The 20,770-nt window shown below is 58.2% G+C and carries 17 protein-coding genes; 12 read left to right on the top strand and 5 right to left on the bottom strand.

All coding sequences use genetic code 11. The features are described 5' to 3' along the window. The first annotated feature begins 29 nt into the window (after positions 1-29). From kaiC to ACILSO_RS03385, 6 genes are all read left to right on the top strand, one after another. Complete coding sequence (gene kaiC / locus ACILSO_RS03410) at positions 30-1,763, top strand: circadian clock protein KaiC (RefSeq protein ID WP_395735962.1); 1,734 nt, start codon at positions 30-32, stop codon at positions 1,761-1,763. Next, on the top strand, positions 1,760-2,092 hold the full coding sequence (locus ACILSO_RS03405; RefSeq protein WP_395735961.1) for a circadian clock KaiB family protein: 333 nt from the start codon (positions 1,760-1,762) through the stop codon (positions 2,090-2,092). The genes kaiC and ACILSO_RS03405 overlap by 4 nt, the downstream gene beginning before the upstream one ends. Next, positions 2,089-2,454, top strand: a complete 366-nt coding sequence (locus ACILSO_RS03400) for a circadian clock KaiB family protein (protein WP_395735960.1) — start codon at positions 2,089-2,091, stop codon at positions 2,452-2,454. The genes ACILSO_RS03405 and ACILSO_RS03400 overlap by 4 nt, the downstream gene beginning before the upstream one ends. Continuing rightward, positions 2,451-4,901 carry a PAS domain S-box protein gene (locus tag ACILSO_RS03395; protein ID WP_395735959.1) on the top strand — a complete coding sequence of 817 codons (2,451 nt, stop codon included), beginning with the start codon at positions 2,451-2,453 and terminating at the stop codon, positions 4,899-4,901. Before ACILSO_RS03400 ends, ACILSO_RS03395 begins: the two co-directional genes overlap by 4 nt. 18 nt (positions 4,902-4,919) lie before the next feature. Continuing rightward, positions 4,920-8,690 (top strand): ATP-binding protein, encoded by a 3,771-nt coding sequence (locus ACILSO_RS03390; RefSeq protein ID WP_395735958.1) that lies wholly within the window; start codon positions 4,920-4,922, stop codon positions 8,688-8,690. Between the two features lie 153 nt (positions 8,691-8,843). Further along, positions 8,844-9,482: an RNA polymerase sigma factor gene (locus ACILSO_RS03385; protein WP_395735957.1), complete on the top strand. Its 639-nt coding sequence runs from the start codon at positions 8,844-8,846 to the stop codon at positions 9,480-9,482. A 9-nt stretch (positions 9,483-9,491) separates the two neighbouring features. Here ACILSO_RS03385 and ACILSO_RS03380 read toward each other — a convergent pair whose 3' ends face one another. The 3 genes from ACILSO_RS03380 to ACILSO_RS03370 form a co-directional block, all read right to left on the bottom strand. Beyond that, on the bottom strand, positions 9,492-10,085 hold the full coding sequence (locus tag ACILSO_RS03380; protein ID WP_395735956.1) for a DUF892 family protein: 594 nt from the start codon (positions 10,083-10,085) through the stop codon (positions 9,492-9,494). A gap of 158 nt (positions 10,086-10,243) precedes the next feature. Continuing rightward, positions 10,244-10,705, bottom strand: coding sequence for an SRPBCC domain-containing protein (locus ACILSO_RS03375; protein WP_395735955.1), 462 nt, complete (start codon positions 10,703-10,705; stop codon positions 10,244-10,246). 54 nt (positions 10,706-10,759) lie between these two features. Beyond that, entirely contained in the window at positions 10,760-11,788 is a 1,029-nt protein-coding gene (locus tag ACILSO_RS03370) for a response regulator (RefSeq protein WP_395735954.1), read from the bottom strand. Positions 11,789-11,865: 77 nt separating this feature from the next. Here ACILSO_RS03370 and ACILSO_RS03365 point away from each other — a divergent pair, with 77 nt between their 5' ends. The 6 genes from ACILSO_RS03365 to ACILSO_RS03340 all read left to right on the top strand — a co-directional run bounded on the left by ACILSO_RS03365 (position 11,866) and on the right by ACILSO_RS03340 (position 19,804). Then, entirely contained in the window at positions 11,866-12,117 is a 252-nt protein-coding gene (locus tag ACILSO_RS03365) for a hypothetical protein (RefSeq protein ID WP_395735953.1), read from the top strand. Positions 12,118-12,532: 415 nt separating this feature from the next. After that, positions 12,533-12,904 carry a hypothetical protein gene (locus tag ACILSO_RS03360; protein WP_395735952.1) on the top strand — a complete coding sequence of 124 codons (372 nt, stop codon included), beginning with the start codon at positions 12,533-12,535 and terminating at the stop codon, positions 12,902-12,904. Positions 12,905-13,335: 431 nt separating this feature from the next. Then, complete coding sequence (locus tag ACILSO_RS03355) at positions 13,336-16,236, top strand: ATP-binding protein (protein WP_395735951.1); 2,901 nt, start codon at positions 13,336-13,338, stop codon at positions 16,234-16,236. Between the two features lie 348 nt (positions 16,237-16,584). Beyond that, a complete protein-coding gene (locus ACILSO_RS03350; RefSeq protein ID WP_395735950.1) occupies positions 16,585-18,198 on the top strand; it encodes a PAS domain S-box protein in 1,614 nt (537 codons plus the stop codon). 50 nt (positions 18,199-18,248) lie between these two features. After that, the gene (locus ACILSO_RS03345; protein WP_395735949.1) at positions 18,249-18,974 is read left to right on the top strand and encodes a response regulator; all 726 of its coding nucleotides are present in this window, start codon (positions 18,249-18,251) and stop codon (positions 18,972-18,974) included. Positions 18,975-19,465: 491 nt separating this feature from the next. Continuing rightward, a complete protein-coding gene (locus tag ACILSO_RS03340; RefSeq protein ID WP_395735948.1) occupies positions 19,466-19,804 on the top strand; it encodes a hypothetical protein in 339 nt (112 codons plus the stop codon). Positions 19,805-19,933: 129 nt separating this feature from the next. Here the strand turns inward: ACILSO_RS03340 and ACILSO_RS03335 are convergent, their stop codons facing one another. Beyond that, complete coding sequence (locus tag ACILSO_RS03335; protein ID WP_395735947.1) at positions 19,934-20,371, bottom strand: response regulator transcription factor; 438 nt, start codon at positions 20,369-20,371, stop codon at positions 19,934-19,936. A gap of 8 nt (positions 20,372-20,379) precedes the next feature. Continuing rightward, a complete protein-coding gene (locus ACILSO_RS03330) occupies positions 20,380-20,721 on the bottom strand; it encodes a polymer-forming cytoskeletal protein (protein ID WP_395735946.1) in 342 nt (113 codons plus the stop codon). Between the last annotated feature and the right edge of the window lie 49 nt (positions 20,722-20,770).

The following is a 20,770-nucleotide window of genomic DNA, read 5'->3' as shown; positions in this document are numbered from 1 at the left end:
TTGAGAACAAATCCGGCATTCAACCCTGCATGAAACGGAAAAAAGACCCAATAGAAAACACAACGCTGCCCAAAGCCCCCACGGGCATCGAAGGCCTGGATGAAATCACCGGCGGCGGCCTGCCGGCTGGCCGACCAACCTTGATTTGTGGCGGCGCAGGCTGCGGCAAGACGCTGCTGGCCATGGAGTTCCTGGCCCGCGGAGCCATGGCGGGTGAATGCGGAGTGTACATGATGTTTGAAGAAAACGTGGCGGAACTCGTTGCAAACGCGCGTTCGCTCGGGTTTGAGCTCGATCACCTGATGCAACGGAAGAAGATAGTACTCGATCATGTTTACATTGAGCGGACCGAGTTTGAGGAAACGGGCGAATACAATCTAGAGGGCCTGTTCATTCGGCTGGGACATGCGATTGACTCCATCGGCGCAAAGCGGGTCGTACTGGACACCATCGAAGCCTTGTTTTCCGGCCTGCCAAACCATGCGATGTTGCGCGCCGAACTGCGCCGCCTTTTCCGCTGGCTGAAGGATCGCGGCATCACGGCAGTCGTCACTGGCGAGCGTGGTGAGGGCGGGCTTACACGTTACGGTTTGGAGGAGTACGTGGCAGACTGCGTGATTGTGCTGGACCATCGGGTGAATGCGCAGATTTCCACCCGCAGACTGCGGGTGCTCAAATACCGCGGCACCACGCACGGGATGAACGAGTACCCCTTCATCATCACCTCCCACGGGATTTCGGTAATGCCCATCACTTCCCTGCGGCTCGATCACAAGGCTGCATCTCAACGTGTTTCCACCGGCATTTTGAAGCTGGATGAAATGCTGGGGGGCAAGGGAGTCTTCCGCGGCAGCAGCATGCTTGTCTCGGGTTCTCCCGGCACAGGAAAAAGCAGCATCGCCGCAAAGTTTGTCGAGGCCGCCTGCCGCCGCGGAGAGCGGGCTCTCCTTTTTGCTTATGAGGAGTCCGTCGAACAAATCATTCGCAACATGAGATCGATAGGCATCGACTTGGAGCAATGGGTGAAAAAGGGCCTTCTGGACATCCACGCATCCCGTCCCACCCTGCAGGGACTGGAGCAGCACCTGGTGGCGATGCATGACCTCGTGCGTAAGTTCCGGCCGTCGGTGGTCGGCGTGGACCCGATCAGCAACCTCACGTTTGATGATTCCGAGGAGGCGGTGAAGCCCACGCTGATGCGGCTCATTGACTACTTGAAGCAGCTTCAGATCACCGCGATTTTCTGCTGCCTCACTCCGGGTGGCACCACTTCGCAAACACCGGAGGATTCGCAGGTGGGCGTGTCTTCCCTCATGGATGTCTGGCTTATGCTTCGGAACGTCGAGCTCAATGGAGAGCGCAACCGCACGCTCTATATTCTCAAAGCACGCGGCATGCATCATTCCAATCAGGTGCGTGAATTTGTTCTTTCGGATAAAGGCATTGATCTCCTCGATGTGGTCCTCATGGATGACCGTGTGCTCACCGGCAGCGCCCGGGCCACGCAGGAGGCCCAAATGACCACGCATGGTGAACTGCGTGAGCAGAACCGCCAGCGCAAGGCCCGCCAGCTGGCGAGCAAGCGGAAGGCCGTGGAGGCTCAGATCGCCATGCTGCAGGCAGAGCTGGAGTCCCAGGAGGAGGAGATGAACTTTTCCAACCAGGAGGAGATCGTGCATGAGAAAAAAGCGCTGCAGAACGTGCGGTCTTTGGCCGCAATGCGCAGCAGTTCCGCCAACAACAAGCCCACTACAAAGCAATGACACGCAACTCCCAATCCACGAAGCAGCCTCTGGCTGCATTTGAGCTGCGGCTGTATGTGGCGGGCCAGACCAGCAAGTCGCTGACAGCGCTGAGCAATCTCCGGCGCCTCTGCGAAACTCATCTGGCCGGGCAGTACCGCATTGAAGTCATCGATCTTCTCAAGACTCCCCAGCTTGCTGCCGGGGACCAGATTCTGGCCGTGCCTACTCTGGTGCGGCGCCTCCCCGAACCGATCAAAAAAATCATTGGCGACCTCTCCAATGAAGAACGCGTCCTCGTAGGGCTCGACGTCCAGCCTGCGAAAACAGCCAAACCTTCCGAAGGATGAAAAAAAAGCCCTCCACGTCAGACAGCGTCGAGACTTTCTTGAATGACGCCAGCGAAGCTGCTGACACGGAGCGCTATGTCCTTCGGTTATACATCACGGGGCACACGTCCCTTTCGGCCAAGGCCATTGTGCGCATACGAAAGATCTGCGAGGAGCATCTCAAAGGCCGCTACGATCTGGAGGTCGTGGACATTTCGCAGAATCCCGCGCTGGCCGCCGAGGAGCAGATCATTGCCGCCCCCACCCTGATCAAAAAACTGCCGCTGCCGCTGCGTCGCTTCATTGGCGACATGTCCCAAACAGAGCGCATCCTCCTGGGGCTGGACCTTCGTAAAGCAGGAGAAGCACCTCCGAAGTCATGAGCAAGGCCGAAGATCCAGCAGCAGAATTGGACCGGCTGCGGTCGGCCAATGCGGAGCTGAATGCGCGCCTCGAAGAGGCTGAGGAGACACTGCGTGCGATCCATAGTGGAGAAGTGGACGCGCTGGTGGTGCAGGGCCACGGTGGCACCCAGATATTTACGCTGCAGGGGACGGAGACCGAGGCCAACCAGTTCCGTGGAGACATTCTCTCACAGATCAGCGATGCCGTGGTGGCGATGGACCCCGAGCGAAATGTCACCTACCTCAATGCCGCCGCTGAGAAGCAGTATGGAGTCAAGTCATCCGACATTCTGGGCCGCAGCTACCGGGAGATGTGGACGCCGGGATGGAGCAGTCCGGAGGCGGAGCAGGCCGCGCTCCAGGTGCTGCATGACACCGGCAAATGGAGCGGCGAGATCACCCACATCAAACGAGACGGGGTCAAAATCCACGTCGAATCCGTCGTCATCCGCCTGCATGACACGGAAGGCAAGGACATTGGTGTTCTGGCGACCATCCGCGACATCACTGAACGCAAGCGGGCTGAAGAGAGGGTGGCGGAGCAGTCTCGCCTTCTGGATCTGAGCTTCGACGCGATCTTCGTGCGTGATCTGGAGAACCGCATCACCTACTGGAGCCAGGGCGCAGAGGATGCCTATGGCTTCACCCGTGAGGAAGCAGTGGGAAAACTCAAACACGAACTGCTGCGCACGGAGTTTCCCAAACCTCTGGAGCAGATCAAAGAACAGCTCTATCGTTATGGCCGGTGGATCGGTGAACAGAAGCACGTGCGGAAAGATGGTTCTGTCATCATCGACAACACGCGCTGGGTGCTGGAACGAGATGCCCAGGGACGGCCGGTTTCGATTCTTGAGACAAACACCGATGTCACCGAGCGCCGTCGTGCGGAAGTGGCTTTGCAACTGAGTGAGCGGAGATATCGCAGCCTCATCCAGGGACTTCCCGCGGCCGTGTACACCTGTGACAGGGAAGGCTTCATCCAGCTCTACAACGCTGCCGCAGTGGAGCTTTGGGGCCGGGAGCCGGAGATCGGCAAGGATATGTGGTGCGGCGCCCTGCGTCTGTACAGACCTGATGGCTCGCCGCTCGATCTGGCACGCTGTCCGATGGCGCGCACCCTGTACGAAGGTGTCGGCATCAGGGGAGATGAAGTCATTGTTGAACGCCCCGACGGAAGCCGGCGGTACGTACTCCCCTACCCCGACCCGATATTTGATGCCGACGGCGAAGTGACCGGCGCAGTGAACATGCTCCTGGACATCACGGAGCGCAAACACACCGAAACCCTGCTGCGCGAGGCCAAGGACACAGCTGAACTCGCAAATCAAAGCAAGGACCGTTTCCTCGCCGTACTCAGCCATGAGTTGCGCACACCTCTGACTCCTGTGCTGCTGACCGTTGCGTCCCTGGAGCATGATCCCAGCCTGGGGAGCGAGGTGCGTGAAGATCTGACGATGATCAAGCGCAACATCGAGCTGGAGACAAAACTCATTGACGACTTGCTGGATCTAAGCCGCATCACCAGCGGCAAGCTGGACCTCGTGATCGATGCGGTGGACCTCAACGAGGTGGTGCGCCAGGTGTGCACCATCTGTGCGCCGCAGCTGCGCGAGCACGCAGTCTTTTTGGAGGCCGATCTCGAAGAAGGCGTGGGCATGGTTTCGGCAGATTCCGCCCGCCTCCAGCAGGTGCTGTGGAATGTGCTGAAAAACGCCATCAAGTTCACGCCAAAAAGCGGCACCATCCACGTCAGCACCTCGCGCCGCCTGGATGGGTACTGCGAAGTCCGGGTCAAGGATCATGGCATCGGCATTCCCGCGGAAAGCCTTCCCCATGTGTTTAACGCGTTTGAGCAGGGCGGCCCGAACATCACGCGCCAGTTTGGCGGGCTGGGCCTCGGTCTTGCGATCAGCAAAGCCCTCATGGATCTGCATCATGGCGCCATCCGCGCGGAAAGCGCCGGCGCCGGGCAGGGAGCGACGTTCGTCATCGAGCTGCCGTCCAAAACGATGACGACCACGGCCAAAATCCGGCTGATGACTCCGCCGGAAAGCGCGACGCTGCCAGCGCTGCGGCTTCTACTGGTGGAAGATCATGCAGACACTGCGCGCATTCTCAGCCGCCAGCTGGTCAGATCCGGAGTGACCGTCATTCATGCGCCGGACGTGGGCAGCGCCATCCAGCTGGCAACACAGGAGCCGTTCGACGTGCTGGTGAGCGACCTGGGGCTGCCAGATGGCACTGGTTACCAGATCATGCGCCACATCCATGAAAATCATCAAAAGCCGGGAATAGCCATGAGCGGCTATGGCATGGAGGAGGACATGCGGCGCAGCCGTGAGGCGGGCTTTTCCGAGCATTTGGTCAAGCCCATCGACCTGCGGGAACTTATCTCCGCCATTCGCCGTGTGGCGGTGAAACATTAATGGCTGCTTCGGACAATCATGGATCCTGCCTATTCAGTAGCGTCTTCCCTGAACTTCCTCTCCGGAAGCGGAGAGATGGCGCGGCGCATCCGGGAGTTTGACTGGGCGCAGCATCCTTTGGGGCCGCCGCATCTGTGGCCCAACAGCCTGAAAGTCGTCGTGCACCTCATGCTCAGTTCACGCTTTGCCATGTGGATGGGGTGGGGGCCTGAGTTCTACTTTTTTTGCAATGACGCCTATCTGCCCACGCTCGGCATCAAACGTGACACTGTGCTGGGGCAGTCCGCCACAAAAGTCTGGGAGGAGATTTGGGCAGACATCGGTCCGCGGGCCGAATCCGTGGTCCGCACGGGCGAAGCCACCTGGGATGAATCACTGCTGCTGTTTCTCGAGCGCAGCGGTTTTGCCGAAGAGACCTACCATACCTTTTCGTACAGCCCGATCTCGCATGACGACGGCTCCATTGGCGGCATGCTCTGCGTGGTGACCGAAGAAACCGAGCGCGTCATCGGCGAGCGGCGTCTGGCCTTGCTGCGAGATCTCGGCTCTGACCTTTCGACGATCAAATCTGAGGAGGACGTGTGCAGCGCGGTTTCCAGTCGGCTGGAGGAAAGACCGCAGGACATGCCCTTCGCGCTGATCTATTTGCACTCCTCGGATGGGAAGGCCTCCCACCTTGCATCCGCACATGGCGCTGTGGCAGGCAGCCCGCTGGCTCCGGAACTGATCTGCGGAGAAAGCGGAGAAGCCTGGCCATTGGTCGAAGAATTCAGCCAAAGTGCATCCCTTCTCGTGGATGACTTGACCAGCTATGGGAGCAGCCTTCCCTCGAAGCCCTGGGGCCAGCCGCCGCGCAGTGCTCTTCTCGTGCCCCTGGCCCAGCAGGGGCAGTCGCAGCCCGCGGGTTTTCTAGTCGCGGGGCTCAATCCATTCCGTCCCTTGGACGCAGCCTATCGCGGATTCCTCGATCTTTTCGCCGGACAGATTGCCGCGGGCCTCGCCTCGGCGCGGGCCTATGAGGCCGAGCGGAAGCGCGCAGCGGCCCTGGAGGAGATCGACCGCGCCAAGACCGCCTTTTTCAGCAATGTCAGCCACGAGTTTCGCACCCCGCTGACTCTGATGCTGGGACCACTGGCGGAACTGGTTGAAAACGCCAGCACCGGACTTCCACCTGCAGAACACACGCTCGCCTCCGTGGCGCACCGGAATGGAATGCGCCTCCTGAAGATGGTGAATTCGCTCCTCGATTTCTCACGCATGGAGGCCGGGCGGGTGAAGGCGCGTTTTGAGCCTACCGATATCTCCGCCTACACTGCGGAGCTTGCCAGCACCTTCAGATCAGCCATCGAAAAAGCAGGACTCCGATTTGTGGTGGAATGTCCGCCGCTGTCCGAGCCAGCCTATCTGGATCATGAGATGTGGGAAAAGGTGGTGCTGAACCTCCTGTCCAACGCCTTCAAATTCACCTTGGGCGGTGAAATCCGCATCCACGTCAGAGAATTCGAAGACATGTTTGAAATGCGGGTCTGTGACACCGGAGCAGGAATCCCTGACGAAGCCAAACCGCACCTGTTTGAACGCTTCTACCGCGTGCAGGGTGTGGAGTCACGCACACACGAAGGCAGCGGCATCGGGCTGGCGCTGGTGAATGAACTGGTGAAGACTCATGGTGGATCTGTGGCAGTGGAAAGTGAGGCCGGCCGTGGCAGCTGCTTTATTGTCAGGCTGCCACATGGCAGCGCCCACCTGCCGGAAGATCAATGCTCCACCGCTCCAGCAAGGCACGCTGGCACCCACCTGGCCAGGACATTCCTCGCCGAAGCCATGCGCTGGCTGCCCAATGCCGAGGCTTCGGAAAACGCAGCGGCGCAAAAAGATGGCACTCAGGATGAATGTGACGCCCAGCGCCCGCGCATCATCCTTGCGGATGACAATGCAGACATGCGCGAATACATCGCCCGGCTGCTGGCAGAGCGTTACGAGGTCTTCACTGTGGCGGATGGCCAGGCAGCGCTGGACCTTGCCCATGAGATGCGGCCCGATCTGGTGCTGACCGATGTCATGATGCCGCGCCTCGACGGCTTTGGCCTGTTAAGTCAGATGCGGGCGTCTTCTGAACTGCAATCCATCCCGGTCATTGTCCTTTCCGCACGGGCCGGAGAAGAGTCGCGAGTGGCAGGACTTGAGGCCGGTGCGGACGATTACTTGATCAAACCCTTCCATGCCCGCGAGCTTCTCGCAAAGGTCAGCAGCACTCTCAAGCTTGCGCGAATTCGCACGGAGGCGGCCGCACGCGAAGCAGCCCTCCAGGAGGAGCGCACGGAAATTCTCGAAGGCATGAACACTGCTTTCATGGCCCTGGATGCCGACTACCGCATCATTTACCTGAACAACGAAGCTGCCCGCCTTTATGGACTGGCGCCAGACAAGTATCTCGGCCTCAATCATTGGGAGGCCTTTCCCGCCACTCGGGGCACCGTTGTTGAGACCAATTACCGGCGTGCGATGGTGGAGCGGGTGGCGCTGAGGTTTGAAAACTTTTATGAGCCCTGGGGGCAGTGGTTTGAGATCAACGCCTATCCCATCAGCGGTGGCAGACTCGGCATCTTTTTCCGCGATATCACCGACCGCAAGAAGCAAGAAACACTTCTGCGTGAGGCCAAGGAGGCTGCGGAACTCGCGAGCCAGAGCAAGGACCGCTTTCTTGCCGTGCTGAGTCATGAACTCCGCACTCCGCTGACACCCGTGCTGCTGGCGGTGGCGGCGCTCGAGCAAGAACCTGGGCTGCGACCTGAAATCCGGGAGGATTTGGTCATGATCAAACGCAACATTGAACTGGAGACCAAGCTCATTGACGACCTGCTGGACCTGAGCCGGATCACCAGCGGAAAACTGTCGCTGATGGTCAACGCCGTGGATCTCAATGATGTGGTGCGCCAGGCCTGCAGGGTGTGTGCACCGCAGATCCTGGAAAAGGAAATCCGCCTGGAAACCCAGCTCGATGAAAATGTCGGCATGGTTGCGGCGGATTCCGCGCGCCTTCAGCAGGTGTTTTGGAATGTGCTGAAAAACGCCATCAAGTTCACCCCCATGAAAGGCGTCATTCACGTCAGCAGCATGCGCCGCGCTGAGGGCTGCTGTGAAGTGCGGGTCGCGGATCACGGTATTGGCATTCCTGCAGACAGGCTTCCCCATGTATTCAATGCCTTTGAACAGGGCGGTGCCAGCATCACGCGCGAGTTTGGGGGACTAGGTCTCGGCCTCGCAATCAGCAAAGCCCTGGTGGATCTGCACCACGGCACCATTCGCGCCGAGAGTGCCGGCGCCGGTCAGGGCGCAACTTTCATCATCGAGCTGCCGGCCAAAGTTTTGACGACCACGGCCAGAATCCGGCTTTCGACTCCGCGGCAAAAGGCAAAGCTCCCCCCCGTCCGGCTCCTTCTCGTCGAGGACCATGCGGACACAGCGCGGATCCTCAGTCGTCAGCTTTCCCAGGCCGGGGCTTCCGTGGCTTTGGCGACTACCGTGGAGAGCGCCATCAAAGCTTCGGAGAGCGAACACTTCGATATCTTGGTCAGTGATCTGGGGCTGCCTGATGGCACGGGTTATGAGATCATGCGTCATGTCAGCGCCCAAGGTGGCATGCGGGGCATCGCCATGAGCGGTTTTGGAATGGATGAGGACAGACGTCGCAGCCGTGAGGCCGGCTTTGCAGAACATCTGGTAAAACCAATCGACCTGCGGGAGCTCATTGCTGCTATTCAGCGCACCGCGACAGAGTCGGATTGAGGTTTCCGCTCCAGCCATCGTTCTGGAAAAGACGCAACTACACGCATGTGGAGGCGCCCGATAAAGAAAGCGGTGCGTATCAGGCATACCCCGAGGGGGCGAACAGGGCGGGCTCGGGTTGTGCGAGTTCTGGGACGTGGGTATTCGTTTCTCATGAAAACTTTTACCGCCTCCACTTCGTCAACGTTTCAGGGCAGCAGCGACTTTGATGCCCAGCAGCCGCCGGATGAGGATCTCATGGCAGCCATTCAGCAGCGGGATGCTTCCGCCTTGGAAACCCTCATGCAACGTTACCGGAGGTTGTTGAAGAGCGCCATCATGCGCACCGTCAATGACGACAGCGCCGCCGAGGATGTCCTCCAGGAATGCTTCTTCGAGCTCTGGAGGCAGGCAGATCACTACTCGCCAGCCAAAGGTCGGCCCCTGGCTTGGATCATGACCCTCGGCAAGCGACGTGCCATTGACCATCTGCGCCGTTCCATGGCCTATTGCCGCGCCAAAGACCGCATGGAGGACGCCATTCACCATTCCGCCTCTTTCACCCAGGATTCCGCCGCCGACTGCGAGCAGGCAGACATGGGCCGGGTGCTGGGCGAACACCTCACACTTCTGCCGGAAGCACAGCAGCAGGTCATCGTCCTCGCCTTCCTTCAAGGAATGAGTCAGAGGGAGGTCGCAGAGGCCACCCACACACCGCTCGGCACTGTTAAAACCCGCATGGAACTTGGCCTGAAGAAACTCCGCCAGGTGTTTCGCACTCGCAGCGCCATTCATACGCTGCAGGCTGCATAAGCTGCAGCCTCACGCAGCTCGTGGCAGACGCACACCGAACAGTGTCATGTTTTTCCCAAGTTGTGCAAACTCCCACTGGCCGCCCGCATTGCGTGGCGCTTCCCCTGCTGCGGCCTGTTCTTCATCTTCGGCGCAAAAACAAGCTGCGGCGATTTGAGGCAGGTTAAGCTTCAGCCATTTGCTGATCCTCTTTTCGGCCTGCAGAATTTCATCGCAGATCCGTACGATCTCCAACAAGCCGAAATGCTGCGCCCCCTCCCCGAGACGTGCATGACAGGCGATCTCGAAATGCTCGGTGGCAAACACGGTGAGAACATCTTTGATGCGCTCGTCACGAACAAAAGCCGCCCCCATGCCTTTCATGAGTTCTATCCCTCGGACCCACTCGGATCTGGGCGAAGCGGTGTCCGAATCCAGCCTCCTAAGGCAGGCAGCGAGCTCCACTGCATGCCGCCGGGTGGAGGCGCAGTGCTGGGAGGCCTGCTGTTGAAGATCCACGTGCGTGTGCGGATGCACCATCAGCTTTTGCAGTGCGATCTCCATGGCCTTTTCCATGGCGTAAGCGTCGCGCAGGCCTTCAATGATTTCGGTTTTGCTATTCATGTGGTTGTTGGGTGGGCGTCTGCCGGCCAGAATGACGTGCAGACGCCTAAGCTGCACCTACAAACGCATTTCAGCGAGCAGCAGCACTTCAGGATGCGCTATGATCGTTTCTTCAGGCAAAACCTGACTTTAGATGTCATGCCTCCGCCCTGGACAACTCAGACGACATCTGTGAAAAGACGTTCCAATCTGTCCAGCGAGCTGTTCCAGTCCTTCATGTGGCTGTCACGCGTTTTTTCATCAGGCAGCTTGTCGTGCGTCAGCCTTATCTCAGTCGCACGGCCGTCATCTTTCTCTGAAAATTCGATGGTGACCAGACTCCAGGCTTCCTTCCAGCCCGGCGCGTCCACCCATTGCCATGTGTGTACAATTTTTATGGGTGGCTGCACGCTGTGGTATTTGCCACGGACGAGGTTCTTCGTCCCATCGGCTGCTTTGAATACCCAGCGGAAAGTACCGCCGCGCCACGCGTCGAGATTCAGTTCTTCGGTCTCGCATCCCTGATCCCCCCACCATTGCAGCGCAACACTGGCATCCGTCCAGGCTGCATATACTCCCTCGCGTGGCGCCCTTATCATGCGCACGATCTGAAGTGCATTGGGATCGGTGAAGAGAGTCATGCAAAACTGTTTCGCGGCTGCACCATCAAATGGACGGGTCCCACGGCGGCGGAGTCAACCTTCCTGTGTGGCGATCCATTCGGTGGCAAAATCCATCAACTCCTCCGCGTCCTTAAAACCAAGTTTTTCCTTGATATGGGTGCGATGGGTTTCAATGGTCTTGACGCTGATGTGCAGAGCCTCGCTGATCTCACGCGTGGATTTATGCCGGCCGAAGAGCTGCAGCACTTCGAGCTGACGATCCGAGAGCTTTTCCACTGGCGAACCAAATTCCCCGGTGCTTCCGGCAATTGATTTGAAAATCAGCTTCTCGCTGAACTGAGGGCTGACATAGATGCCCCCGCTGCACACCTTGCGCAGCGCATCCAGGATGTGCTCCATCGTCTGCTGCTTCATCAAGTAGCCCTTTGCCCCCGCCCGCAGGGCGCGCAGCGCATAGAGCGATTCATCATGCATCGATATCATGAGAATGATCAGGTTCGGCTGCTCGGCCAGCATGTATTTGATGAGTTCGATTCCGTTGGTGCCGGGCAGGGACACATCCATCAGGACCACGTCGGGGCCATGCTGCCGCATCGCCTCCAAGGCTAGCTGGGCGTTGCTGGCTTCGGCACAAATGGAGATCTCGGAGACCTGGCCGAGATACTGACAGATGCCGTGCCGAAATACCGGATGGTCATCCACGACAAGCAGACGCTTGCCAGCTTCAACGGCTGCCGGGGCGTTCAGGACGGCGGAGGCTTGCATGTTCATAGGGAGTTCCAGCGATGCGCCTCCATCCAGAAGGACAGTAGCCGCTGGGTGCAGTTCATGGTGCAGGGTTTGGTGCGTGTAATTCGCACTTCGCGCTGCATCTGGATGTCTCCTTTTCTGTCCTTCGCCTCTTCTCCTCCGAGACCATCGCATAAAATGCAGAAAATGAGGCATCCGCCATTCCGCTGGGTTGCGATTCATGGAGAACTGTCGGCCCAAATGAAAGCGAAACCAAGACACACAACCATGTCCCTGGGCAAGCTGATCATGAAAGTTTATGACCGTTTTGGTGCCCGGCATGCCGAGGCTTTGATCTGGTTTGCCCTCCATGGACACCCGATTTTTGCCTCTAGCCCCCTCGCCCATAGCACCCGATTCGCAGGACCACCACGAAACCCACACAAGTCATGAGCTACCATGCCATCATTCACGAATTCAGCACCGGCCGCTTCCTGCTTCAATGCGATGTCGAAGCGCATGATCTGCATGAAGCCGAAAATGCCGCCATTTCCAAGGCTGCGCTGACGACGAAGGCACATCCAAGCGACATGGATGTAAGACACCTGCACGAACGCGCCGAACGTGCCTTTTCGTGGGCCGCTGACAGCCAGCCATACCATCTTTCGTCCAGCACAAGCCTGCGCCACTGTGCGGGCTAAAGATTATCTTCGATGATGTACAACACGAGGCGGGCGAATTGTCCCGTTGAAAACCTTCGAGCCCTCGGCTTGATGTCGTCTCGTCACATTTCGTTGAAGCCACATTGCCTGTCATAGTGTAAAGTTCCGCATGGATGAAACCGTCATTCCCTGGTCACGCGTAGCCGCATTTGTGCGGCAGCACACCCATGATGTCCGCAATGGATTGAACAGCCTGGATTTGGAGGCCTCTTTCCTGCAGGAGCTGGTGACCGATGACGAGGCTGGCACGAGTGCCGCACGGGTCCGCAAGCAGGTCCGTGGTCTTGCCCAGAGTCTGCGTGCACTTTCGATGATGGTGCAGGAGCCCTCACCTCTCATCGCTAAAACTCCCGCAAAGGCTCTGCTGAGAATCTGGCGCGAGAAGCATGCCTCCATGACCGCCGCGCCCGAGGTGAGTTGGGATGATCAACTCGGTGAAGAAGACGTGGATGTCGATGTGGAATTCATGGCCTCCGTTTTTAACGAATTGCTCGTCAATGCGAAGGCTTTTTCCCGCGGCGCCGCATTGAAAATCAAAGCGTATAGGGAAGACAGCCGGGTGGTTTTTGAACTGAGCGAACCCAAAAACGACCCCGTGGATACCAGCACGTGGGCGCAGCCTTTTTCGGCTCTCTGCCATGATCACTACGGCCTTGGCCTTTGGTCAGCAAAGCGGATGATCAATGCCTGCAACGCCTCGCTCACTCAGCAGTACCTGCCTGCAGAATCTTGCTTGCTCACGAAAATCACCATTCCCACGGTGTGAACAAGACTTTCGCATGTGACCGCACATGCATCCGGAATGAAACCTGCATCTCAACATATCGAAGGCACGGTGGAATCTCCTTATCTTGGCATCAGGGGATTTCCTGATGTGGTAATAACATGCGAGTAACTACTTCTCCCGCCAGGAAGGCGCGTTATACCGCATAGACTTTGTCTGATCCCTGCAACCGGCGGTAGCCTGATGTGCCGTGCCAGATTTGAGGCCGCGTGGATGTTCTGACTTGACCCGCGGATAAGCACTGCGTCTCGCCTCAGTCCGGACCGGCGGTGGAAGGAGAAACCCTGCTGTTTCATTTTTCTAAAGAAAGGCTTCTGGTGTAAGGGACCGATTGTGTAGCATCCCCACCTGCCGTAATAGTCCGCCGAAGACATGCCGCCGCCTGTGGTCTGCCACCTGGTCTACCATCCCCCATGAACCATCGATCGCTGCTTCAATACGTCATCTTCGTCACAAGCGTTCTCCTTCTCGCCGCCGGGTTTTCTCTTTCACTCGGCACCAAGGCTGGAGACTTTTTCATGCCGCATTCGCATTGCTACTTGTTCAACAAAGATTTGATGTGGCTTCACGGCGGATCGGACATGCTCATCGGCCTGGCCTATGTGGCCATTTCAGCCACCTTGGTATGGCTAGTATACCGCGCCCGCCACAACCTGCCCTTCCACTGGATGATGCTGGCGTTCGCGACATTCATTGTGGCCTGCGGCGCGACACATTTCATGGAGGTATGGACACTCAATGCAGCCAATCCGCGCTACTGGCTCTCGGGCTGGGTGAAACTCATCACCGCTGTCGCCTCCGTAACAACGGCCCTGGTGCTTCCTCCGCTGGTCCCTCGGATTCTTTCGCTGATGGAGGCCGCGCGCCAGTCGGCGGAGAACCGCGGGAAACTTGAGCATGCCTACAAGGAGCTCAACGAGCTTTACTCCAAGGTGAAGCAGATGGATCAGATCAAGACGAACTTTTTTGCAAACGTGAGCCACGAACTGCGCACTCCGCTCGCGCTCATTTTTTCCCCGGTGGACCGGCTTCTGCAGCTCAAACCAGACCCGTCAACCCGGCGCGAGCTGGCGGTGATCCGGAGGAATGCGCTGCTGCTATACAAACACGTTAATGACCTGCTGGATGTCTCAAAGCTGGAGGCGGGCAAGCTGGAGTTGCACTATTCGCGCCTTGACCTGTCCGCCATGGCACGGGCCATGGCCAGCATCTTCGAGTCTGTGGTCAGTGAACGCGGAATCCGTGTGGAACTGCAAACACCGGCTGAAACCCAGGCGGAGGTAGACGCAGACAAGGTTCAGCGGGTGTTCATGAACCTGCTGTCGAATGCCTTCAAGTATTCGCCGAATGACAGCATCGTCCGTCTCGCATTGACGGAGGATGGCGACCACTTCACGCTGACGGTGGAAGATGCCGGCCCGGGAATCCCGCCAGAACTGCGGGATGGGATCTTTGAGCGTTTCCAGCAGGGAGACAGAGACACTCAGAGACGCTACGGCGGCACGGGTCTCGGGTTGTCCATCACCAAGGAATTTGTGGAAATGCACGGCGGCTCGATCACGGTGGGCCAGAGCGCAGCAGGCGGCGCGCAGTTTCGAGTGCGCCTCCCCCGGAAAGCTCCGGGCGGGGTGGAAGTTGAGACTTCCCTATGGATGGGCACGGACGAAGTCCTGAGACGTCTTGCGAATTCGCCCTCGCACGAAGAAGAGGCCGCAGGCCCCACACCTGAACCCACGGACATGGATCTTCCGGATGTGCTTGTAGTGGAGGACAACCAGGACATGCGGGAATTCATCTGCCGCATGCTCCAGCCGGACGCAAGGACGCGAACTGCCGAGGATGGCGTGGCCGCTCTGGCTGCTGTAAAAGAAAAAGTCCCTGACTTGATCATCACGGACATGATGATGCCTAGGATGACGGGAGAGGAACTGGTGACCGCGCTCCGGCAGGACGAACATCTCGCGGACGTGCCAGTGATCCTTCTCACGGCCAAGGCAGATGAGGAAATGAAGATGAACCTGCTGATCGAGGGCGTGCAGGATTACGTGATGAAACCCTTTTTGACCGACGAACTGCGCAGTCGGGTGCGGAATCAGCTGCAGACCAAGCTCACTCGTGACGCCTTGCGCAGCGCTCTGGACTCACGCTCGCTCGACATGGCGGTGATGGTCCGTGAACTCGCCGCTGCGAAGTCGGCCGCAGAGACCGCCAATGCAGCCAAGGACAATTTCCTTGCTGTGCTCAGCCACGAATTGCGCACCCCTCTGACACCAGCGCTGGCAGCGGTGTCCTCTCTTATTTCCACACCTGCAGAAAATGAAGAAGATCTTCGCCGGTCGTTGGAATTGGTCTGCCGCAACATCGAGCTGGAAGCACGCCTGGTGGATGATCTGCTGGACGTCACGCGCATCACCCGCGGCAAGCTCCGCATCAATTCCAGCCCGGTGGATATTCACACGGTGCTGCGAGATGCACTAGCCATTACCCAGGCAGATCTGCGTAAAAAAGACCTTTCCGTGACACTGGAGCTTGCCGAAGGCCGGCCCTTGGTGCGTGGCGACGCGGCTCGCCTTTCACAGGTGTTCTGCAACTTGCTGGCGAATGCTGCGAAGTTCACGCCGGAAGGCGGACAGGTCACCATCCGCAGCGTAGAAACAGACGGGATGGTGCGTGTCGATGTCACGGACAATGGCATCGGCATTGCCGCGGAAATACTGCCTCAAATCTTTGACCCTTTCCGGCAAGGCCACGCGGGCACGACGCGCCGTTTTGGTGGTCTGGGCCTGGGACTAAGCGTGGCAAAGGGACTCGTAGAAGCCCACGGCGGCAAGATCAGCGTTCGCAGCGGAGGGCACGATCAAGGGGCCACATTCATCGTCGAACTTCCAGTCCTCCCAGACGGCACCGTCCTTGCCGAAACGAGGCCTGTTGCCAGCGAAGCAACGCAGACCCGCCCGCTTCGTGTACTGCTTGTTGAAGATCATGAAGACACACGCGAGGTGCTCCGCCGGCTGATGACGCGCTGGGGCCACCACGTCACTACGGCCAGCACCGTGACACAGGCACGCCAGATTCTGGCGAATGAATCCTTCGACCTGCTGTTGAGCGACCTCGGTCTGCCGGATGGAACCGGCCTGGACGTAATCGGGAATTTGCGTCAGTTCTCAAACATTCCGGCCATCGCCATGAGCGGCTACGGCATGGAGGCCGACATCGCGCGTGCACGCGCTGCAGGATTCAACGAACATGTGGTCAAGCCCGTCACGGCGGAGACTTTGCTCGACCTGCTGGCCCGCCATTCAGCACCCGCATAGTACACCATAACGGCGATCCTCGTGAGTTTCGAGCGCCTCCGTCTGCCAGCGGCGCATAGTGGTTTGCCTGATGGTGAAAGCAGGCAGCCACCCGATTGTAGCGCCCTCAATCTGGGTCATCTTCGTTCCCTTGAACTACCATGAGAACGCACACCATCAACAGGCATGCGGATGTCCGGCTGGCCCCCGGAAGGAAAGATGCCGCCGGGCTGGAACGCGTCGTTGGGTGCCTAACAGGCTGGTTCTGCAACGAGGCCGGCACGGAAATCCGCCCTTTGTCCGCTGCTTGAAAATGCCTGGCACATTTCCTGCCAGAAATAAATGCGCGACCGCTGTGGCACATAAAACATGAAAGCTCATTCGGAAGCCAAGGCCGCATCCAGCACGCCTCGCCCCTCTGCAGGAAGGGCGAAACAGGCTGTATTCGCCAGAAACGCCTCCGCCAAAAAACAGCCGTCGAATCAGGATGGCACCACTGTCTTGAATCCATCAAATGGAAGAGGAAGCAAGAAAGGAGCCCGTTCAGAATCGGCGCTCCAGAGCACAGCCTCCAGGAACCTTGACTCGAATGTCCAGCCAAACCAGTTTCTGTTTGACCATTCTCCTGTCGGCTATGCAATCCTCGATCCAAAAGGTCGCATTGAGCAGATCAATGCCGCAGCCGCGCTTCTTCTAGGGCGCGATGTTCAGGACCTGAGGCACATCGGTTTCGCCAGCATGCTCAACCGCAGAAAAGACCGTGAGCTTCTTCAAGAGCACCTCCAGCGATGCGGAACTGCTCATCTCGCGGAGGAAAAGATCACGACGGAACTGCAGCTGCACACGGCAGGCGGTCAGGTCAAGCTGGTGCAACTGGCCACCAGTCCGGCCATGGTCATGGAAGGAAACTGCCACCTGATTGTCATCACGGACGTCACTTCTCGTCTGGAAGCAGAGGAGGCATTGCGCGGCAGTGAAGGACGAATGGCGTCGATTCTGGATGCACTCACGGAAGCGGTTATCTCCGTGGATGAAAACCAGCGCATCGTTTTGTTTAATGCGGCTGCAGTCCGCATGTTCCGGCTTTCGGCGGCGGAAGTACGCGGCCAGGCTCTGAACCGGCTGTTTCATCCTGGCCAGGACTGCAGCCCCCGGGCGCTGGCCGCAGCAGGTGCTGCCGGCGAGATCCGCGGAATGAGGGCGGATGGCAGCGAATTTCCCATCGAAGCCTCCATCTCTCCTCCCATCGCCGGCAGTGCACCGCTTCTCACTCTGATCCTGCGGGACATCTCCGAACTTAGAAACACCAACCGAGTGCTTCACCGCGAGTATAAAGAGCGCCAACGCCTTGAGCACGAGATCACCGAAATCAGCGAACGCGAGCGCCGAAGCCTCGGACAGGCCCTGCACGACGGCGTTTGCCAGCACCTTTCCGGCGTCGGCATGATGGCCGCCACACTGAGTGATGTTTGCGGCCAGAAGTCCGATGACGAAACGGCGGACAAGCTCCGAGAAATTGCCAGCCTCATTCGCAGCGCCACCAACGATGCGCGGGACGTGGCTCGCGGCCTCAATCCTGTGGATGTGGACGCGAACGGCCTCGTCACTGCTCTTCGTGATCTAGCCGCCCGGTACAACGTGCCAGGGCAGACCCGGTATGTGCTGCATTGCCATGAACCTGTTCCGGTTCAGGACAATGGAATTGCCGTTCATCTCTACCGCATCGTTCAGGAAGCCGTCGTCAATGCCTCCCGCCATGCGCGTGCCCGCAATATCAGCATTCACCTTGGCATCCGGCAGAAAGACATCATGCTCTCCATCACCGATGACGGCATCGGCCTGCCCGCAGACATTGATCAAAACACGGGCCTGGGTTTGAAGCTCATGCGCTATCGGGCCAGCTCGATTGGCGCCACCCTAACCCTGGAAGCCCGTTCAGCAGGAGGCACAGTCGTGCGCTGTCGCCTGCCATCTTCAGATTGATTTCGTGTGTCCCTTCTCCTTCGTCCATCGCAATTACACCTCTGATTCCCATGGCAAAAACAGCCGTCAAATCTCCTCCTCAAACACCCCCGGCCAACCCGAATCCTGTTGCTGCGCCGGCCAAACGGCGGGTTCTGATTGTGGATGACCATCCGATCTTTCGCAATGGCATCAGCCAGCTCATCAATCATGAGGCTGACCTCCATGTATGCGGAGAGATCTGCTCTGCCGCTCATGCGCTCACCGCAGTGGATGAGTTGAAGCCAGACATCGTCGTGCTGGACATTTCCATCCAGGGAACCAATGGGATCGAGCTGATGAAGTCCATCCGCGCATTGCATCCCGTGCTGCCTGCCCTCATGGTATCCATGCACGAGGAGAGCATTTATGCGGAGCGCGCTTTACGCGCCGGTGCAAGGGGTTACGTGATGAAGGCGGCACCCTCGGAAAAAGTCATCGAAGCCATCCGCCGTGTGCTCAGTGGCAGCCTTTATCTGAGCGACGCCATCGGCGGCCGCCTTCTGGACACTTTCCTCAACGGCCGGGGCAGCAACGTCGGCAGTTCTCCCGTTGAACAGCTCAGTGATCGCGAGCTCGAAGTTTTCCGCGCCGTAGGTGAAGGCCGTGGCACACGCGAGATCGCTCGTTCCCTCTTTCTAAGTGTCAAGACCGTTGAGACCCATCGAGCCCACATCAAGGACAAGCTCCAGCTCAAAACGGCCCCCGAGCTCGTGCGAGCAGCCGTTGAGTGGGTGAATCGCGAAGCCAATCTTTAGTCGCATGATGCGCTCGCATCAGTTGGACCTTGATGGCGTGGTGGCATGAAAACGGCCCGGCAGAACACACTCTGCACGGCAAAAAGAAGCAATAACGTGTCGGGCAAACAAGGTGAGAGAAAGACTGCCGTCTTCTCCCTCACCCAAATAAATCGTCCGCCACGTTTGTTCCCATTTTTGGTAGGCACCCGCCCGACCAGGGCAGTTGATTGAATGAAGCGATTTCCAGCGGACCACCCATCCACTTTCTCCGTCATCACGATGTCTTCAGTGTGGCGCGAAAAGCAGCTCGACCAGCGATGGACTGAGCAACCGAAGCGCTATCAGTCCTGACTGACGTAGCTTGTCAGTCAGGACTCACCTTTTCTCCCGCCGCGGAGCTGGCGGCGTAAAAAGGTTTTAGTCATTTATCCGGAAGCCTATGCATCCGGGCTTCCTCCGGCAGCCGATCAAAACGAGTCATCTCACTCGAATCTCCCATGCCAAGCCTCATGAAATCGCTCTCTGCCCCAGGCATTCAGTCCTCTCTCAAAGACTGGTTTAATCCCCGCAAATCTCAATCATGTCTTCAAGTGGCCTGGGCAGGAGTGCTTCGTTCCGATAACGATAAACTGGTGCCCGCTCCAGATGATGAACTGCGCTTTCAAGTGGCCAACCGCATGTACCTTTTAGAGGAAGGCAAAAGCCTCGTCTTTGACGAAAGCTGGAATTCTGACGCATTGCAAGACACGAACGGTTATCGGATCATCTTCCATGCCGATGAAAAACCAGCAACCTCCCGGCCTTGGCAGAGGCTCAATCAGCTCTTCGCAAAGCTGTCGCTTTGGTAGGTTCTGGCAGTCGAAGCAGCCCCCCCTGCCATAGGGCTCTCACGCTAAGCAGGGTTCCAAAAGTTCGGTCTTCCCTTCCGGCCTGAATACTTCTTCGGAGATCCGCCCAAAGGCGTCAGCCTTCTTCGCTCAGCTTCTGCCATCCTCAAAAAACCAGTGTCCGCCCTGCTGAATGGTGTTCACCGCCTCGATAAGCTGCTCAAGGGAGGCTTCTTTTGGAATAAACCCCCGGGCTCCGGCGGCGGCGGCTCGCTTCGTATAACTCGGGTCTTCTTGAGCCGAGACCATCAAGATGGGAAGATCAGGCAGACGGCTTAAAACTTCCGCAGTGAAGTCAAAACCGTTGCCATCAGGCAGCCCGACGTCCATCACCAGCACATCAGGGGCGTCCCAGCGTATCTTCTCTGAAGCCTCTGCTATTGAGGAAGCCGTCCACGCCATGATGAGGTCCGGCGCATCCTCAACCAACGTCACAAACACGCCGCGGATGATCGCATGATCATCCACCACGGCAAGCCGCAACCGGGTTGTGGGAGAACTCTGCGTGGTAAGATCTGGCGTGTTCAAGCGTCGTGTTAGCGTTTGAGTGTTGTTTCAGCAGGCGGAGACGGCATCCGCACTCGCGAGTGCCCGCAAAATGTTGCGCCTTCTTCTATCGAAAAGGTGGCGGCAGTGATGTTTCCCATGACAATGGCAGTGGATTTGACCTCACATCTATCCTGCACGGTTATGTTGCCTTCCACACTGCCGCACACGACCACGCTTTGCGTATTCACCGTACCTTTGATCACAGCCTGCTCACCGATGACGAGAGGCCCTGAGGAATGCACATCCCCAACGATGCTGCCATCCATCTGCAGCGCTTTCGAAAAAGTGAGCGAGCCTTGAATCTCGATATTCGAAAAGAGGTGGTTCATCGAAGTGCTTCTGAATCGTCAGTATTGAGCTCGAATGCTGGAAAGGCGT

The sequence above is a fragment of the Prosthecobacter sp. genome (assembly GCF_044226605.1).
Taxonomy (GTDB): Bacteria; Verrucomicrobiota; Verrucomicrobiia; order Verrucomicrobiales; family Verrucomicrobiaceae; genus Prosthecobacter.
Note: the sequence above shows the minus strand (reverse complement) of the source record. Positions and strands in the feature narration are given on the sequence as shown.

Excerpts from the sequence above, each read along its gene's own strand:
- kaiC (WP_395735962.1), top strand. The coding sequence starts at position 30 with ATGAAACGGAAAAAAGACCCAATAGAAAACACAACGCTGCCCAAAGCC.
- ACILSO_RS03405 (WP_395735961.1), top strand. The coding sequence starts at position 1,760 with ATGACACGCAACTCCCAATCCACGAAGCAGCCTCTGGCTGCATTTGAG.
- ACILSO_RS03400 (WP_395735960.1), top strand. The coding sequence starts at position 2,089 with ATGAAAAAAAAGCCCTCCACGTCAGACAGCGTCGAGACTTTCTTGAAT.
- ACILSO_RS03395 (WP_395735959.1), top strand. The coding sequence starts at position 2,451 with ATGAGCAAGGCCGAAGATCCAGCAGCAGAATTGGACCGGCTGCGGTCG.
- ACILSO_RS03390 (WP_395735958.1), top strand. The coding sequence starts at position 4,920 with ATGGATCCTGCCTATTCAGTAGCGTCTTCCCTGAACTTCCTCTCCGGA.
- ACILSO_RS03385 (WP_395735957.1), top strand. The coding sequence starts at position 8,844 with ATGAAAACTTTTACCGCCTCCACTTCGTCAACGTTTCAGGGCAGCAGC.
- ACILSO_RS03380 (WP_395735956.1), bottom strand. The coding sequence starts at position 10,085 with ATGAATAGCAAAACCGAAATCATTGAAGGCCTGCGCGACGCTTACGCC.
- ACILSO_RS03375 (WP_395735955.1), bottom strand. The coding sequence starts at position 10,705 with ATGACTCTCTTCACCGATCCCAATGCACTTCAGATCGTGCGCATGATA.
- ACILSO_RS03370 (WP_395735954.1), bottom strand. The coding sequence starts at position 11,788 with ATGGAGGGCAAACCAGATCAAAGCCTCGGCATGCCGGGCACCAAAACG.
- ACILSO_RS03365 (WP_395735953.1), top strand. The coding sequence starts at position 11,866 with ATGAGCTACCATGCCATCATTCACGAATTCAGCACCGGCCGCTTCCTG.
- ACILSO_RS03360 (WP_395735952.1), top strand. The coding sequence starts at position 12,533 with ATGACCGCCGCGCCCGAGGTGAGTTGGGATGATCAACTCGGTGAAGAA.
- ACILSO_RS03355 (WP_395735951.1), top strand. The coding sequence starts at position 13,336 with ATGAACCATCGATCGCTGCTTCAATACGTCATCTTCGTCACAAGCGTT.
- ACILSO_RS03350 (WP_395735950.1), top strand. The coding sequence starts at position 16,585 with ATGAAAGCTCATTCGGAAGCCAAGGCCGCATCCAGCACGCCTCGCCCC.
- ACILSO_RS03345 (WP_395735949.1), top strand. The coding sequence starts at position 18,249 with ATGGCAAAAACAGCCGTCAAATCTCCTCCTCAAACACCCCCGGCCAAC.
- ACILSO_RS03340 (WP_395735948.1), top strand. The coding sequence starts at position 19,466 with ATGAAATCGCTCTCTGCCCCAGGCATTCAGTCCTCTCTCAAAGACTGG.
- ACILSO_RS03330 (WP_395735946.1), bottom strand. The coding sequence starts at position 20,721 with ATGAACCACCTCTTTTCGAATATCGAGATTCAAGGCTCGCTCACTTTT.